The sequence below is a fragment of the Spirillospora sp. NPDC000708 genome, from assembly GCF_040299565.1.
In the GTDB taxonomy this organism is placed as follows: domain Bacteria; phylum Actinomycetota; class Actinomycetes; order Streptosporangiales; family Streptosporangiaceae; genus Spirillospora.
This window is the reverse complement of sequence record NZ_JBEPCJ010000031.1, coordinates 29,604-44,621: the sequence shown is the minus strand read 5'-3', so window position 1 is coordinate 44,621 and position 15,018 is coordinate 29,604. Positions and strand designations below refer to the sequence as shown.

At 69.4% G+C, this 15,018-nt stretch carries 15 protein-coding genes; 1 reads left to right on the top strand and 14 read right to left on the bottom strand.

Features of this window, described 5'->3' with window-relative positions; genetic code table 11:
• Window positions 1-65 precede the first annotated feature (65 nt).
• From ABT299_RS22585 to ABT299_RS22520, 14 genes are all read right to left on the bottom strand, one after another.
• Window positions 66-860 (bottom strand): SDR family NAD(P)-dependent oxidoreductase, encoded by a 795-nt coding sequence (locus tag ABT299_RS22585; RefSeq protein WP_387032536.1) that lies wholly within the window; start codon window positions 858-860, stop codon window positions 66-68.
• A complete protein-coding gene (locus ABT299_RS22580) occupies window positions 857-2,038 on the bottom strand; it encodes an aminotransferase class I/II-fold pyridoxal phosphate-dependent enzyme (RefSeq protein ID WP_500251895.1) in 1,182 nt (393 codons plus the stop codon). Before ABT299_RS22580 ends, ABT299_RS22585 begins: the two co-directional genes overlap by 4 nt.
• On the bottom strand, window positions 2,035-2,592 hold the full coding sequence (locus tag ABT299_RS22575) for a cysteine hydrolase family protein (protein WP_500251894.1): 558 nt from the start codon (window positions 2,590-2,592) through the stop codon (window positions 2,035-2,037). The genes ABT299_RS22580 and ABT299_RS22575 overlap by 4 nt, the downstream gene beginning before the upstream one ends.
• Window positions 2,589-4,340, bottom strand: coding sequence for a hydantoinase B/oxoprolinase family protein (locus ABT299_RS22570; protein ID WP_500251893.1), 1,752 nt, complete (start codon window positions 4,338-4,340; stop codon window positions 2,589-2,591). The genes ABT299_RS22575 and ABT299_RS22570 overlap by 4 nt, the downstream gene beginning before the upstream one ends.
• The gene (locus ABT299_RS22565) at window positions 4,337-6,415 is read right to left on the bottom strand and encodes a hydantoinase/oxoprolinase family protein (RefSeq protein WP_500251892.1); all 2,079 of its coding nucleotides are present in this window, start codon (window positions 6,413-6,415) and stop codon (window positions 4,337-4,339) included. Before ABT299_RS22565 ends, ABT299_RS22570 begins: the two co-directional genes overlap by 4 nt.
• Before the next feature lie 143 nt (window positions 6,416-6,558).
• Window positions 6,559-7,707, bottom strand: a complete 1,149-nt coding sequence (locus tag ABT299_RS22560) for a branched-chain amino acid ABC transporter permease (protein WP_387032526.1) — start codon at window positions 7,705-7,707, stop codon at window positions 6,559-6,561.
• Window positions 7,704-8,576, bottom strand: a complete 873-nt coding sequence (locus ABT299_RS22555) for a branched-chain amino acid ABC transporter permease (protein ID WP_387032524.1) — start codon at window positions 8,574-8,576, stop codon at window positions 7,704-7,706. Before ABT299_RS22555 ends, ABT299_RS22560 begins: the two co-directional genes overlap by 4 nt.
• A gap of 5 nt (window positions 8,577-8,581) precedes the next feature.
• The gene (locus ABT299_RS22550) at window positions 8,582-9,295 is read right to left on the bottom strand and encodes an ABC transporter ATP-binding protein (protein ID WP_387032522.1); all 714 of its coding nucleotides are present in this window, start codon (window positions 9,293-9,295) and stop codon (window positions 8,582-8,584) included.
• On the bottom strand, window positions 9,292-10,020 hold the full coding sequence (locus ABT299_RS22545) for an ABC transporter ATP-binding protein (RefSeq protein WP_387032519.1): 729 nt from the start codon (window positions 10,018-10,020) through the stop codon (window positions 9,292-9,294). Before ABT299_RS22545 ends, ABT299_RS22550 begins: the two co-directional genes overlap by 4 nt.
• Before the next feature lie 5 nt (window positions 10,021-10,025).
• Window positions 10,026-11,228, bottom strand: coding sequence for an ABC transporter substrate-binding protein (locus ABT299_RS22540; RefSeq protein WP_500251891.1), 1,203 nt, complete (start codon window positions 11,226-11,228; stop codon window positions 10,026-10,028).
• Between the two features lie 975 nt (window positions 11,229-12,203).
• Window positions 12,204-12,977, bottom strand: a complete 774-nt coding sequence (locus ABT299_RS22535; RefSeq protein ID WP_500251890.1) for a GntR family transcriptional regulator — start codon at window positions 12,975-12,977, stop codon at window positions 12,204-12,206.
• A gap of 37 nt (window positions 12,978-13,014) precedes the next feature.
• The gene (locus ABT299_RS22530) at window positions 13,015-13,338 is read right to left on the bottom strand and encodes a hypothetical protein (RefSeq protein WP_500251889.1); all 324 of its coding nucleotides are present in this window, start codon (window positions 13,336-13,338) and stop codon (window positions 13,015-13,017) included.
• Window positions 13,339-13,434: 96 nt separating this feature from the next.
• Window positions 13,435-13,902, bottom strand: a complete 468-nt coding sequence (locus ABT299_RS22525) for an alpha/beta fold hydrolase (RefSeq protein ID WP_500251888.1) — start codon at window positions 13,900-13,902, stop codon at window positions 13,435-13,437.
• A 7-nt stretch (window positions 13,903-13,909) separates the two neighbouring features.
• Window positions 13,910-14,050, bottom strand: coding sequence for a hypothetical protein (locus ABT299_RS22520; RefSeq protein ID WP_500251887.1), 141 nt, complete (start codon window positions 14,048-14,050; stop codon window positions 13,910-13,912).
• Between the two features lie 117 nt (window positions 14,051-14,167).
• Between ABT299_RS22520 and ABT299_RS22515 the strand changes: the two genes are divergently transcribed.
• Window positions 14,168-14,779 (top strand): TetR/AcrR family transcriptional regulator, encoded by a 612-nt coding sequence (locus tag ABT299_RS22515; protein WP_387032510.1) that lies wholly within the window; start codon window positions 14,168-14,170, stop codon window positions 14,777-14,779.
• Window positions 14,780-15,018 lie beyond the last annotated feature (239 nt).

The window sequence follows — 15,018 nt, the reverse complement described above, 5'->3', positions numbered from 1 at the left end:
GGAGCAGACAGGTCTTCCCGCTGCTCCACGTCTCGGGTCTCTCATCTCCGCTGCTTGCCGGCGCGTCAGACGATCAGGTCGCCGCCGTTGATGTCGACGGCCGCGCCCGTGATGTACGCGGCACGGTCGGACGCGAGAAAGGCGACGAGCTCCGCGACTTCCCAGGGCTGCCCGACACGGGGCACCGGGAACGAGCGGGTGACCTGGTCGAGCGATCCCTCGGGCAGCAGCCCCCTGGCCATCGGCGTGTCGATGAGGCCGGGGCAGACGGCGTTCACCGTGATCCCGTCGGGGCCGAAGGCCTTCGCCAGATGCCGGGTGAGCCCGAGGACGCCGTGCTTTGCCGTCGTGTAGTGGGCGCCACCCGCCGTGCTGATGGTCTTCCCCGCCGTCGAGGAGAAGTTGACGATCCGCCCCCATCCGCCGCTTCGCATCGCAGGGATCGCCCGGCGACAGCAGAGGAACGTTCCGTCGACGTTGACCGCGAGCACGCGGCGCCACTCGTCATCGGTGATGTCCTCGACCGCGGTCGGCGGCGCGATGCCCGCGGCGTTGACCAGGATGTCCAGCCGCGACCGCTCCCCCACCAGTGCGGCGAACGCCTGGCCGACCTCTTCGCCGTTGGTGATGTCCACCGCGACCGACCGGACGCGATCGGTCGGCACCTCCAGCGTCGCCGCCAGATCGGTGCAGCCGGGAGCCGCAGGGTCGAACACGGCGACGGTCGCTCCGCGGCGGGCCAGCGCGTGCGCGGTCGCCAGGCCCATGCCGCTCGCGCCGCCGGTCACGATCGCGACCCGCCCCTCGAGCTCGCCGCCGTCGGCGGAGGTGGGCGCCCGGAGCCCCTGACCGCTGCTCATGAGCCGGCCAGAACGACGCGCGCGCGAGCGAAGGCGGCTGCCGCGAGTTCGAGCTGTTCAGTGGTGTGAGCCGCCGATACCTGCACCCGGATCCGCTCCTCCCCTGCCGGGACGACCGGATGCGAAAGGGCGAAGGCGAGGACACCGTCGCGGCGCACAGCGGCCGCCACGTCGCGGGCCGCAGTCCCGCCGGGCAGCATCACGGGGATGATCGGATGCTCGCCCGGCAGCACCTCGTAGCCGAGATCGCGCAACGCCGCGCGCAACCAGGCGGTGTTGGCGGCCAGGCGCTCCCGCACCTCCGGGCGCTCCCGGACGATGCGGATCGCGGTCAGCGCCGCGGCGGCCAGCGGCGGAGCCATCGCGTTGGTGAAGACGTACGGCCGCGAGACCTGGCGCAAGGTCTCCACGACCGCGCGGTCGCCGGCGACGAAGCCCCCGGCCGCGCCCAGCGCCTTGCCGAGCGTCCCGGTCAGCACGTCAACGCCGCCCTGCAGTCCGAAGCGCTCAGCCGTGCCGGCACCGGTCGCGCCCAGCACGCCCGTGGCGTGCGAGTCGTCGACCACCAGCGCCGCGTCGTAGCGCAGCGCCAGTTCGCGGAGCCGGGGCAGCGCGGCGATCTCGCCGTCCATGCTGAACACGCCGTCGGTGACGATGACCCGGTTGCGGGCGCCCGCGCTGTCGGCGAGGAGGCGCTCGAGATCCTCAAGGTCGGCGTGCGCGAAGACGTGCCGTCGAGCCGGAGCCAGGCGCATGCCGTCGATAAGGCTCGCGTGGTTGAGCGCGTCGCTGAGGACCACATCCTCCGGGCCGAGCAGGGCGTCGAAGACGCCGAGGTTCGCATCGAAGCACGAGGTGTAGATCAGGGCGTCCTCGGCCCCGACCAGCTCCGCGATGCCTGCCTCGAGTTCGCCGTGGATCTCCCGGGACCCGCAGAGGACGCGTCCCGCACTGACCCCGAGCCCCATGTCGCGCAACGCCCGCCGGGCCGATTCGAGCACCTCCGGGTCACCGGCGAGCCCGAGATAGTCGTTGGCCGCGAGGTTCACCAGGGTCGCGCCGTCCATGCCGATCGTCGGCCCCTGAGGGCCCGACACCACTAGGTCGCGGCGCAGCCCGCCGGTCGCCCCGCGCGCGTCGAGCCCCGACCTGAGCCGGTCCAGCAGGGAGGCGTTCACGCTTCCCGTCCCTCGCGCCAATCGGCGCAGGTCACGACCTCGAACCCGCGGCTGGGGAAGACGGCGTCCATGAAGAAGTCGTGCATCGCCTGATCGTCGTCGGCGCACCCGTCGCGCAGGACCGTCACCCGGTAGCCGCGGTCCGCCGCGTCGTAGCACGTCGCGGCGACCATCGCGCTGGTCGCGACTCCGGCGACCGCGAGCGTGTCGACCCCGCGCGCGCGGAGGACGAGGTCGAGGTCCGTGCCGGCGAACGCACTGGCGCGGCGCTTCAGCACGACGACGTCCTCTTCGGCGACCGGCAGATCGATCTCCGTTCCGGCCGATCCCTCATGGAAGGCGTCCCCGGCCTCGTAGAACGATCTGAGCATCGCGCTGCCCGGCGGCACGTCCGCCCCGTTGGAGCGGAAGGCGAAGTGCACGAACACGACGAGCGCGCTGGCCGCGCGAGCGCGCGGGAGCAGGTCGGTGAGCGGCGGCACGACCCGCCGGGCGAACGGGTAGTCGCCCGTGATGCCCCGCTGGACGTCTCCAATGATCAGTGCGGTGGTCAAGACAGACTCCCGTCCAGTCGATGTGAGGTTGCGGAACGCGCCTTGTCGCGCAGCGCGGCGGTGGCGCTCGCGTCGACCGCACCGGCCTCCGTGATCACGACGCCGTAGTCCCGTTCGGCGCCCACGCGGGTCACCTTGCCGTCGAGGACGTCTTCGCGGACGCGTTCCGGGGTGCGCTCGAAGGGGCTGCCGTGCCCTCCCCCGCCCGCGGTCACGTGCCGGTGGCGGGCTCCCGCGGTCATGACGAAATGCGGTTTGGACTCCAGCACACGTTCATCGGGCCCGCCGCGGTCGAGCACGTTGAGAGAGGGCGTCCCCTGCGCGCCGCCGGCCAGCCCGTACGGCAGGAACTTGCGCCGGTCGGACCTGATCTGCACGCTGGCCTCAGGGGCCAGCATCGTCATGTCCCGGAAGGTCGCGAGGCCACCGCGCCAGCGGCCCGCTCCACCGGAATCCGGCAGGTAGCCGTAACCGTCGATGCGCAGGTGACCGGAGCGTTCCAGCTCCTCGACCGGGGTGTTGGTCAGGTTGGCGCCCAGCGAGCTGATCCCGTCCACGCCGTCGCGGTCCGGGCGGGCGCCCCAGGCTCCGGAAAGAGCGTCCCACAGTACGACCGATTCTCCATCCGCGCCGACGAGTCCGATCGCGATCCCGTCCGGCCCGCCGTCCCCCGCGGCGGGCACCCGGTCGGGGAACACCGGTGCGAGAGCCCCGAGCACCGCGTCCATGATCCGGAAACCAACGAGGCCGCGGGCCCCGCGCGCGGAGGGCCGCTGCCCGTTGAGGATCGAGGCCTCGGGGATGACGAAGGAGAACGGCCGGTAGAAGCCGCTGTTGGCCGGGATGTCCGAGGCGAGCACTCCCTGCAGGGCGGCGTAGGCGGCGGAGCGGGTGAACGAGTCCGTCGCGTTCAAGGCCGAGCCGACCTGCGGTGCCGACCCGGTGAAGTCCAGCTCGATACCGGCCTCCGACAGGGTGACCTTCACCCGGATCGGGATCGGCCCGGAACCGAGACCGTCGTCGTCGATGTGGTCGGTGAACTCGTAGGTTCCCGGGACCGCTTCGGCGAGCGCGGCGCGGAACAGGGTCTCGGAGTAGTCGAGCAGCTCGTCGACGAGGCCGGCGAGCCCTTCCACGCCGTGCCGCGCCGCGAGGGCGCGCAGACCTTCGGACCCGGTGTGACAGGCCGCCAGCTGGGATTCGAGGTCGCCGCGCAGCAGCTCGGGTTCGCGGACGTTGCGCAGGATCAACTGCAGGAACGTCTGGTTCACGGCGCCGGCCTCGATCAGCCGTGAAGGGGGGATCTGCACCCCTTCGGCGAAGATGCTCGTCGACTGCACGGCCATGGAACCGGCCGCCCAGCCTCCGACATCGGTGTGGTTGACGACCGTGACCGAGAACCCCAGAAGGGCTTCTCCGGCGAACACCGGGGCGACCACGAAGATGTCCGGGAGATGCATGCCGCCCAAGGACGGGTCGTTGAGCATGTAGACGTCCCCCGGGCGGATTCCCTCGCCGAACTCGTCGAAGATCGCCTCCATCGCGGCCGGGATGGAGCCCAGGTGCACCGGGAGGGTGTTGGCCTGGGCGATCACCCGGCCCTGGGCGTCGCACAGGGCGGCGGAGAAGTCCATGCTGGACGCGACGAGCTGCGAGTGCGCCGTGCGCAGGATCGTGATGGCCATCTCGTCGGCGAGGCCGGTGACGGCATTGCGGAAGACCTCGAAGGTCACGGCATCGCGGATCATGCGGCACTCCAGGTGATGACGATGTTGCCGAACCGGTCGCGGTGTGCCCGCGCACCGGGTGGGACGAGGGTGGTGGCGTCCATGTCCTCAATGACCATGGGTCCGTCAACGGGTTCGGCTCCGAGGTCGGACCGTCCCACGACGGGCGTGGACACGGTCTCGGCGAATCGGCATTCACGGATCGCGGGCTCTCGGTCGGTGACACCGGGGAGGTTCAGGACGTCCGCGATGGACACCGAGGTGGGCAGCCGGCCGCGCACTCGGAGGTTGACCAGCTCTACCAGCTCGTCCGTACCGGCGCGACCATAGGTGCGCTTGTGCTCGGCGTGGAACCGCGCCCGCGTCTCAGCCAGCAGGTCGTCGGTAAGGTCTCCGTCGGGCACCCGGATGCGTAGTTCGAATCGCTGACCGCGGTAGCGAATGTCCAGCAGCCGATCCACGACGGCGTTCGCCCCTAGCTCCGCGCTCACCTTCGCGGCGAGCCGCTCGAACTCCCCGGCGAGGGCGCCCACCTCTGCGAACTCCTGCCGAAACGGGGTGAGCTCGTGGCGTTCGGTGTCGGCGACGAGAAGGCCCAGGCTGCTGAACAGCCCTGGGTACACCGGCACGATCACGGTCGAGATGCCCAGCTCACGGGCCAGGGCGGCGGCGTACAAGGGGCCGGCGCCACCGAACGCGACCATGGTGGCCTCACGCGGATCGCGGCCGCGTTCGCTGGTCACGGCCTTGACCGCGGTCGTCATGCTCGACACGGCCACCTGGTACGCGCCGCGCGCGGTACCCGCCACATCGCCGCCGAGCTGCTCGGCGACCGACGACAGCGCCTTCGCCGCCAGGTCGGGGTGGATCGCCACGCGACCGCCGGCAAGGGCCTGCGGGCTGAGGTATCCCAGTGTCACGTTGGCGTCGGTCAACGTCGGCAGCTCACCACCCTGGCCATAGCAGGCGGGACCAGGGCGCGATCCCGCGCTGGCGGGCCCCACGTGGAGCGCGCCCGCCGTGTCGACGGAGATGATGCTGCCGCCTCCCGAGCCGACCTCGGCGATGTCGATCGACGGTGCCCGCACCGGATACCCGGCGCCGGAGCCGAGGCCACGGGCGATGTTCATACCGCCACCGACTTCGTATTCGGCCGCGACGAACGGCTCGCCGCCCTCGATCAGCGACGCCTTCGCCGTGGTACCGCCCATGTCGAACGCGACCACGGTGGACAGGCCCATCAGCTGCGCGAGCTTCTGCACGGCGGTGACGCCGGCCGCGGGACCGGACTCGATGATCTGAACGGGCCGTTGAGCGACCGAAGCCGCGTCGAGCAGCCCGCCGCTGGACTGCATGACCAGCAACGGGGCGCTCACCTTCGCCGCCCGCAACCCCGCGTCGAGACGGGTGAGGTAACCGTAGACCGCCGGACCGATGTAGGCGTTGACCGTCGCGGTGCTCGTGCGCTCGAACTCGTGCGCCTGAGGAGAGACATCGACCGAGGCCGTGACATAGACACCGGGCAGTTCCGCACGCAGCAACTCGGCGACCCGCCGCTCCTCATCGGGCCGGACATAGGAGTTGATCAGACACACGGCCACCGCTCGGATCCCGTCCCTGCGGAGCCGCACCGCCAACGCGCGGACCTCCTCTTCACCGGCCGGTGGCTCGAGACGTCCGTCGGCCGTGATCCGCTGACCGACTTCGTACCGGTTCCGGCGCCGGGCGAGGGGCTCGGGCTTGGACCAGGACAGGTCGTACAGCACCGGCCGTCGTAGGCGTCCGAGCTCCAGCACGTCACGGAAACCGCGGGTGGTGACCACGGCCGTCCGGACGCCGCTCATCGACAGGATCGTGTTGGTGGCCACGGTCGTGCCGTGCAGCATCGCGGTCACGGCCGCGGGCTCGGCGGCGGCGGAGGAGAGCACGGCTCTCGTCGCCGAGACAACGCCCGCGCCGTAGTCCAGTGGGGTGGACAGAACCTTCATCGGGACGACCTCACCGGCCGGGCCCAGCGCGATGACGTCGGTGAAGGTGCCGCCGATATCGGCGCCGACCCGCCAGCCGGCCGGCCGAGGATCGTGGTTGGGAGGCACGGAGATCTCCTTCACTGAACGATGACTGGCATCAGAGTATGAGGGCTCTGAGATATCAGCAAGCTCCATTGATGTTCTCCATGGGACGCTTTTGTGGACAGACCCGGCACTGAGCATCAGGTCATTGCGGGTACTACGAAGGCCTAGGCCAGATCGCGCCAAGTCTGCGCCGGGTAAGGCCGATCACCGTCGTCCAGGCCGTTCTCACCCTCTGCCACCAGGCCGGATGAGTCCGGACCCGGCTCGGTGAAGCCCCTTCGGCGACTGCGTATCCAGCCGGGGAGGGCGAAGCCGAGTTCGCGACCGGCGGTGATACCGCCGGGCCGGAGGAGCAAGGTCAGCAGTAGCGTCAGGGCGAGGATCAGCTGCTGGACACCAGGGTGCGGCTGGAGGCCGATCGGGCCGAGATCGCCCCCCGCCTCGATCCTTCGCAGCAACTCGGCCAGCACCGAGATGAAGAGCGTCCCGATGACGGCCCCGCTCAGGCTTCGGATTCCCCCGACTATCAACATGAGCAGCGTGAGCAGCGTGAGTTGGAGGTAGACGTCACCCGGAGTCAGTGCTCCGAGGAAGCGGGCGTACAGGCCGCCGCCGACGCCGCACACGAACGCGCTGATGACGAATGCGATCGACCGGTCGCGACGGATGCGGATCCCCAGCGCGGCGGCGGCGACAGGATCCTCACTGGAGGCGCGCAGCCGGAAGCCGGACCGGCTCAGCTGGTATGCCAGAGCGACGGCGATCGCACCGATCACCCAGGGGACCGTGGTGCCGATGGTGAGGTCGGCCGGGATCCCCACGATTCCCTGCGAGCCTCGCGTGACCCCGTCCCAGTTGCTGATCACCACGTTGACGCTGATGAGCAGTGCCAGGCTCGCGATGCCGGCCGCCATCCCGTCCAGGCGCAGGACCAGGAGCGAGAAGACCGCCCCGACCAGGAGGGAGAGCAGGCCGGAGACGAGCAGCGCCTCGGGCAGGCCGAGTTCGATCTCCGCGAGCCAGTCTGGAAGCGCGGGCAGCAACGCCTGCTTCAGGTTGTGAGGCATGGTCAACAGCGCGGTGGTGTAGGCGCCGACGGCGACGAACACGACGTGGCCGAAGGACAGCATGCCCGAGTTGCCGACGAAGATGTACGTGCCGACGGTGATGATGCCCATGACGAGCATCTGCGTGGCCGTCCGCTGCGTCGTCAGCGAGCCGGCCATGGCCAGGCCGCTGACCGCGAGGACCAGCAGTGCGCAGATGATGGCGGGGGCGCAGCGCGCGAGCACGGAAGGGCGCGAGCTCTTCATACGCGCACCGCCCCGGGACGGCCCGCGATGCCGTGCGGCCGGAACATGAGGATCACGACGATCCCGAAGTACACGAGGGCGTCCCGGTACGGGGCCACGCCATCAGGCAGATACGCCTGAAGCATCACGGAGAGCAGGGCGAGCACGTATGCGCCGAGAGCCGCGGCCCACAGGCGGCCGAGCCCACCGAGCACGATCGCGACGAAGCCGACGAGCACCGGCTTCAGGCCCATGGCCGGCGTGAGGGCACCCGTACTCGCGACCAGGAAGATCGCCGCGATCGCCGCGAACGCGCCGCTCATTCCGAACGCGGCGGCGACGACGAGGTTGGCGCGCACTCCCAGCGCGCGGGCCATCCCGAAGTCCTCGGCCGCGGCGCGCATCTGGACGCCGAGCGACGTCGCGCGCAGGAACCATGCGAGGCCCAGCAGCAGCGCCGCGGTGACACCGATGATCGCGATGTCGAGCTTGCCGACGGACACTCCGGCCACTTCCACGCTCGCGCCAAGGGTTCCGAGTACATCGACGCTCTTCGGGTCGGCGCCCTCGAACAGCAGCGCGCCACCCTGGACGAACAGGCTGAGTGCGAAGGAGGTCATCAGCAGCGTCTCCCCGGTCGCCCCTCGCACGGAGCGGAAGGCGACCCGTTCCATCGCGAGCGCGCACCCGATGACGACGGCCACGACGAGCACGGCCGTCACGGGGAACGGCAGCCCGGCGAACCAGAGCAGCGCGTACCCTCCGATCATGATGAGCTCGCCGTGCGCGAAGTTGATCAGTCCCATGATGCTGAACAGCAGGGCGACGCCGAGTGCGATCAACGCGTAGAGGCTGCCGAGGCTGAGCGCGTTGATGAGATTCTGAGCCACCGTGCTCACCCCAAACCCAGATGCTTGGCCCGGAACGAAGGGTTCCGTAGCAGCTCGTCGGGTTCGCTCACGCGCTCCATCACGCCTCCTCGCAGCGAGAACAGCCGGTCGGCCAGCTTCACCGCACGCGCGACGTTCTGCTCGACGAGGAGGATCGTCCAGCCCTCGTCGCGCAGCCTGGCGAGACTGGCGAACAGCTCGTCGAGCACCACGGGGGCGAGCCCCAGCGAAGGCTCGTCGAGAATCAGCAACTCGGGCGCGGCCACCAGGGCACGGCCGATCGCGAGTTGCTGGCGCTCGCCACCGGACAGCACCGCGGCCCGCTCGGAGAGGCGATCGGTCAGCGCGGGAAAGTGCCGCAGGGCCAGCTGCACCCGCTCGGAGACGTCGACGTTCGCTGCGAGCGCGCAGCCGGCAAGACGGAGGTTCTCCCCGATCGACAGCGTGCGGAACACGCCGCGCGATTCCGGGACGAACGACATGCCCGCCCTCGCCCTGCGCTCGGGCGCCCAACTGGTGATATCCCTACCGCGCCAGCGGACCGATCCGGCCCGTACTCGCACCAGCCCTTGAATCGCCTGGAGGATGCTGGACTTGCCGGCCCCGTTCGGACCGACGATCGCGACCACGTCGCCCTGTTCGACGCTGAGGGACACACCCTTCACGGCATCGATCGGCCCGTATGAGATGTGCAGGTCGGAAACCTGGAGGAGGGTCATCCCATCGCCTCCGCGCCCAGATACGCGGACACGACCTCGGGATCGGTCCGGATCTCGTCGGGGGTGCCGACCCGGAGCGTGACGCCGTGGTCGAGGACGTGCACGCGATCGCAGAGGCCGAGGATCACGGGCACGTCGTGCTCGATCACGATGATCCCGCAGCCGATCTCCTCGTGAATCCGCCGCACGGTCCGTGCCATCGCGGCGCTCTCATCGTCGTTCAAGCCCGCCGCCGGTTCGTCGAGCAGGAGCACTTTCGGCCGAGCGCTCAGGCCCCGCGCCATGCCGACCCTCCGCTGTATCCCGTACGGCAGGTCGCGGGCGAGAATGTCGGCGTACTGAACCAGGTCGAGCCACTCAAGCGCCTGACTCGCGCGCGCGTACGCGGTCGCCCACTTCCCGCCGCAGCCGATCACCGCCGCCGCGCAGTTCTCGAGCACGGTCATGTGCGGGAACAGCCCGACGTCCTGGAATGTCCGGCTGATGCCCGCCCTCGCCCGACGAGGAGGGTCCCAGCCGGTGATGAGGCGGTCGTCGAACTCGACCTCGCCTGTGGTGGGGCGCTGGAAGCCCGACAGAACGTTGAGCAGCGTCGTCTTCCCTGCCCCGTTCGGCCCGATGAGCCCGAGGATCTCGCCGTGGTGGAGTTCGAGGTCGACGTCGTCCAGCGCGCATAGTCCCGCGAAGCGCACGGTGACGTGGCTCGTGCCGAGCAGCGGAGGCATCCGACTCAGCCTTCCGCGGTCTTGCGGCCGCCGGCGTATGTGGCGACCGGCTTGCCCCGGCCCCCCTCGACGCCCATGATCACCGCGGGACGGTCGGTCACGATGTGCTGCTTCACACTGAACCCCGTGGGGCCGGCGATCGTCTGGTACGAGCCCAAGCCGTCGATCGCCTTTGCCAGCGCGGCGCCGTCGGTGGTCTGGGCCGTCTCGATCGCCTTGGCGATGACCTGGACCGTCGCATAGCCGGTGAGCGCGAAGGACGTGACCGCAGGCTCGCCGAACTTCGCCTTGTAGCGCGCGAAGAAGTCGTTCACGGACGCCCGCGGATCATCGCCGTACAGCGACCCGAAGGCGTCGTAGTAGAAGTTCTTCAAGTTCGGGACGCCCTTCAGCCAGTAGCTGCCGTCCATGCCGACGTGCGACGTGACCGGGATGTCGAGGCCGGCGGCTCGAAGCTGTCGCAACGCCGTGGCCGCTCCCGGGTTGTAGCTGCACAACTCGAGCACGTCGGCGCCGGACTTGCGCAGCCGCGCGATCTGACCGGCGAACGATGTGTCCTTCTGCTGGATCGTGTCGCTCCCGACCACCTTCGCCTGCGGTTGGGAGCCGAACCTCGACTCGAATGCGGCGCAGGTCTCCTTCGTGTGCGTGACGCTTGGGTCACGCCAGAGATACGCCTTCCTATAACCCTGGTCGTAGGCGAACTGGGCGACATTCGTCGCACCTGCCGCGCTCTCGGTGCCCAAGGAGTACGCGAGCGGTCCCAGCGTGGGAACGCCGAACTGCGAGGAGCCTGCACAGGGCGACACCGCCACGACGTTCTTACCGGTCGCCGCGATGGCCGCAGGGCTTCCCAGGTCGAAGTCGCACGTGACGAGCATGACCTTCGCCCCGTGTGACAGCAGATCGATGCCGACGGTGGTGCCCAGCGCCCGGTCGGACTTCGTATCGCCGTACCTGAGCTCGAGGCGGTGTCCCAGGACGCCGCCGTGGGCATTGATGTCCGCCACGGCGAGTTCGGCGCCGCGAGACGGCCCGAGGTCGTAGGAGGCGGCGAACCCGGAGCGCGCCACCGCCATCCCGATGACGATCGGCCCGTCCAGCGGCTTCGCCTTCGCGGACGACGCCCCTATGTCTTGTCCGCCGCAGCCGGCGGCCAGGGCCATCCCCAGGATCCCCATGGCCGGCAGGACGATGGTTGGGCGCATCTCGCTACCTCCTTGATCTCGATGGCGTAGCTTGTCGTGGCAATCTAAGCCAGTGAAATCTCATTGTCCAGGCTCAAATATCTCAGGACCAGCAAGGCTGAGGGACGGCGGATGAGCAAGAAGGCTGACGCCAGGTGCGGGCGACTGGGCTCCACCGCTACCTCAGACGTCGCGACGTGTCGGGCGGCGCAGGCCGCCCGGATCGCCCACGAGAGGGCCAGGCCTCGTAGCTCGCACTCGATCCGGACGGTCCGGGGACGCCCCTGCCCGGATCGGGCGACGCGGCGCCGGCCATCAGGACTGGGAACTGCGAGGCGTCCCCGCGCCGCCCAGCTGTCACCACCAGCGGCAACGGCATCTGCCTCTGCTCACAGGCCAGATGCGCCTGGTCGACAACCCGCCCCGCTGGCGCCCTAACGAGCGAGCGCCCGGCTTGGCGACCGTCCCGGCAGCCGCCTCCCGCTGAGCATCGCCGCGCTCCGGCGGCGCACTGGCGGGCACGCATGGTCGTGGAGCCGACGTTCACGCCCCAGGCGATGAGCCCGGCTACCGGAGACCTCACTGCGTCCGGCTCACAACACGCCGACGCTCATCCGGCTTCGAAGCATGCCCCAGTGGAGCCAGGTCAACCACGACCCGATCCGCAGCACTCCTCGCCGAGTTCAGCTGCGGCGGCGGCGTGGCCCCGAGCTGCAATGAGCGGTCATCTCTTCTCAGCCGAACGGCGCCGGTATCGCATCTATAGCCGGCAGAAGCGACATTGTGAGCTCGGCGCCGACGACCTCAACGCGGGCCTGGCCGTTGTCGAGGCATCACAACAATGCCCGCGCCTCCTGGATCAAGGGGCCTCTGACCGGATGGCGGACGGGGCACGGCGGACAGGTGTCCACGGATATGCGCCAGCGTGTCGCTGGGAGACGTCCTCGGCTCCGGACGGCGACCGGAGCCGAGCGGGCAGCGTTGTCCAGCGTCTCATCAGCCCTGCGGAGGTGAAGATGCCGGTATCTCGATGTGCGCCCTGCTGACAGAGGTGCTTTTGGCCAGGACTTGGAGCACGTCGCGACGCACACGCTCGCAGCGTTGGCGCATGCTCTTGGTGGCACCGTCCGCATCCCGCGCGCGCAGTGCCTCGAAGATCGCCACCATTTCCCCAGGCGGGCTCGCGATCTCGGGTTCTATCAAGGCGGCCATCCGCAGGACCCGCTCCAACTCATCGAGCACATCGACGATCGCTTTGCCGAAGCGGTTGTTGCTGCTGGAGTTGGCGATGATGGCCTCGAACTCGATCCCCGCGCGGAGCGAATCCTCGAGCCCCACTTCGCCCGCCGCCAAGGCGGAGGGCACCTTCGATAGCGCCTCAAGCCGCGCGAGCGCCGACGCCTGGACACCCTTGCGTGCAGCGGCGGCGGCGGCCTCCCCGGAGAGCAGTGTCCGCAGGGCACAGAGATCGTCGGTGTCCTGGAGGGTGATCGGGCTGACGACGTAGCCTGCTCGTGGAAGTGCTTGCACGAGACCGTCACGCCTCAACCGCGCGAGCGCCTCACGCACCGGCGTCTTGCTGGTCTGCCATTTCTGTGCAAGTGAGGCCTCAGTGAAGCTGCTGCCGGGCGGCAGCGTCAGGTCGATGATCTGACGTCTGATCGCCCGGTAGGCCTGGCTGGTGCGGTCAAGACCGGCCTCCCCTGTACCGACCAGCAGCAGTGCCGGGACGTGAGGCGCCCCTGTGACCGAATCCTGAAAATCGTACACCGCTTCAGCATAGCAGACATCCGGATTGATGTATCAACTAATCGTATTGATATAGCACCCTGTCCTCTCGACTCCCGGCGGCCTCTGCGGCGAACAGGCCTTGATAGTGGCCGAGGCCATAAATGATGCGTTGGATCCAGAGTTGTTCACATGGCAGATGACCTGGACGACCAGTGGATGTGTCAGGGGCGGTTTCATCGGGGTCGACGGCGCCCGCCGACAAGTCGCCGATCCGAAAGTCCTGGATCGCTTCAGGAGTTATCTGCATCGGACGGTGTTCGGTGAGCCAGCCGACGTAGACCTCCCCGAGCGGCCCCTGCGCCCAGGAGCGCGGGCACTTCTCGATGCCGCGGGGGTCCATGGTGATCGCCGAGGCGAACTTGTCCAGGGTCCAGGCGAAAAGCCCGACCGATGAGTCGACGAGCGAGTAGCCGATGGTCTGCGGCCGGGTCGCCTGCTACTTCGCATGCGCCGCGCGGCGGTGCCAGAAATCGCGGGTTTCCTCGGTCCACCTGCGCTCGACCGCCGTCAGCCCGTCCGTCGCCAGCCCGGGCGGCGCCTCCGCGAACGTCGAGTGGATGCCGAGAACCTGCGGCGGGAACCTGTCGCCGAGAACCGTGGCGATGTTGCCACCGCAGTCGCCTCTGTGGGCAACGAACTCGCCGCAGCCGAGCCTTCCCATCAGTTCGCCCCATGCGGTCGCGATCTTTTCGCTTTCCCACCTGGTGGCGGTCGGCTTGTCGCTGTGGCCGGAGCCCGGCAGCGCGGGGGCCACGACGCGGAACGCCGGCGCGTCCGCGTCTTCCGGATCCGCCAGCTCGTCCACCACATCGACGAACTCGGCAATGCTGCCCGGCCAGCCGTGCGTCAAGATCAGCGGGGTGGCATCCGCGCGCGCTGATCGACGGTGCAGGAAGTGAACCACCAGATCATCAACGCGCGGCGCAGACCGTCTCGGCCTCCGGTAGCCGCCGCGCGGCAGACTTCAGCCGGGCATCCATCCCCGACCGCGTCTCCAGCAGCATCGGGCGGGCATCAGCCAGCCCTGGAGCACCCTGGTCGTGATCGCTCATGTCCTCTTCGCCGTTGTGACCACGACCGAAGCGCCCGCCGACCCGGCCGACCGCGTTGAGGGAGAATAAAACGAGCGAGGTGAGGCTCCCCGTCGTTACCGACGATCGTGAGGTTAGATGTCCACAGAGCGGCTGCGCCGAGACACCGCCCGTACCCGGGACCGGCTTCTGGACGCGGCGGGCGAACTGCTCGCCGACCGCGGCACCGAGTTCAGCCTGCCCGACCTGGCGCGCGCGAGCGGCGTCGCGACCGCCACCGTCTATCGGCACTTCACCTCGGTGCACGATGTCCACCGCGAGTTCTACCACCGCATGGTCGACGAGCTGGTCGAAGAGCTGGAGAGCATCTCGTCCCGTCGTCATGGCGTGGAGCGGCTGCGGCTCATTAACGAGTCCTGGGTGAGACTCGCCGTGCGGTGGGGCCGCGCTTCCACTCACATCCGTCGGCCGGAAGGCTTCTTGGAGCGGGTCAGAGCAGGTGACCCGCTGACCTCGTCGCTCTACGACGGTCTAGCCCCAACGGTACGTGAGCTCATCGCCGGGGGCACCGTGCCCGACCAGGACATCGACTACGCGATCCTGTTGTGGATCACTCTGTTCGACGAACGCGTCGTAGCCGACCTGACAACGGCTGCAGGCTGGACGTCCCGACACGTCGCCCGCTCCCTGACCGCCTCCCTCCTCAGCGCCTGGCGGGCACCATCCGGCAACGCGTCTCCCGCTCCCTGACCAGACTCATCGGCTCGCCTCCCCCGGCCGCCACGTCCTTCCCGCGGCTCAGGTCGTTCGGCTGGGTGACCGGTCGACGAGCACCTTCGCCTCTGTTCCGGTGCACAGCCTCAACGCCGTGACGGCAGCGGCCGGCGCGCCTGCTGGCACACCTCATCGGTCAGAACCTGCGCCCCCGCTCCTCGTCGGCCTCGATCGCCGGGCGCGTCCCTTACGTCCTGAGGATCTGCGCCCGGTGA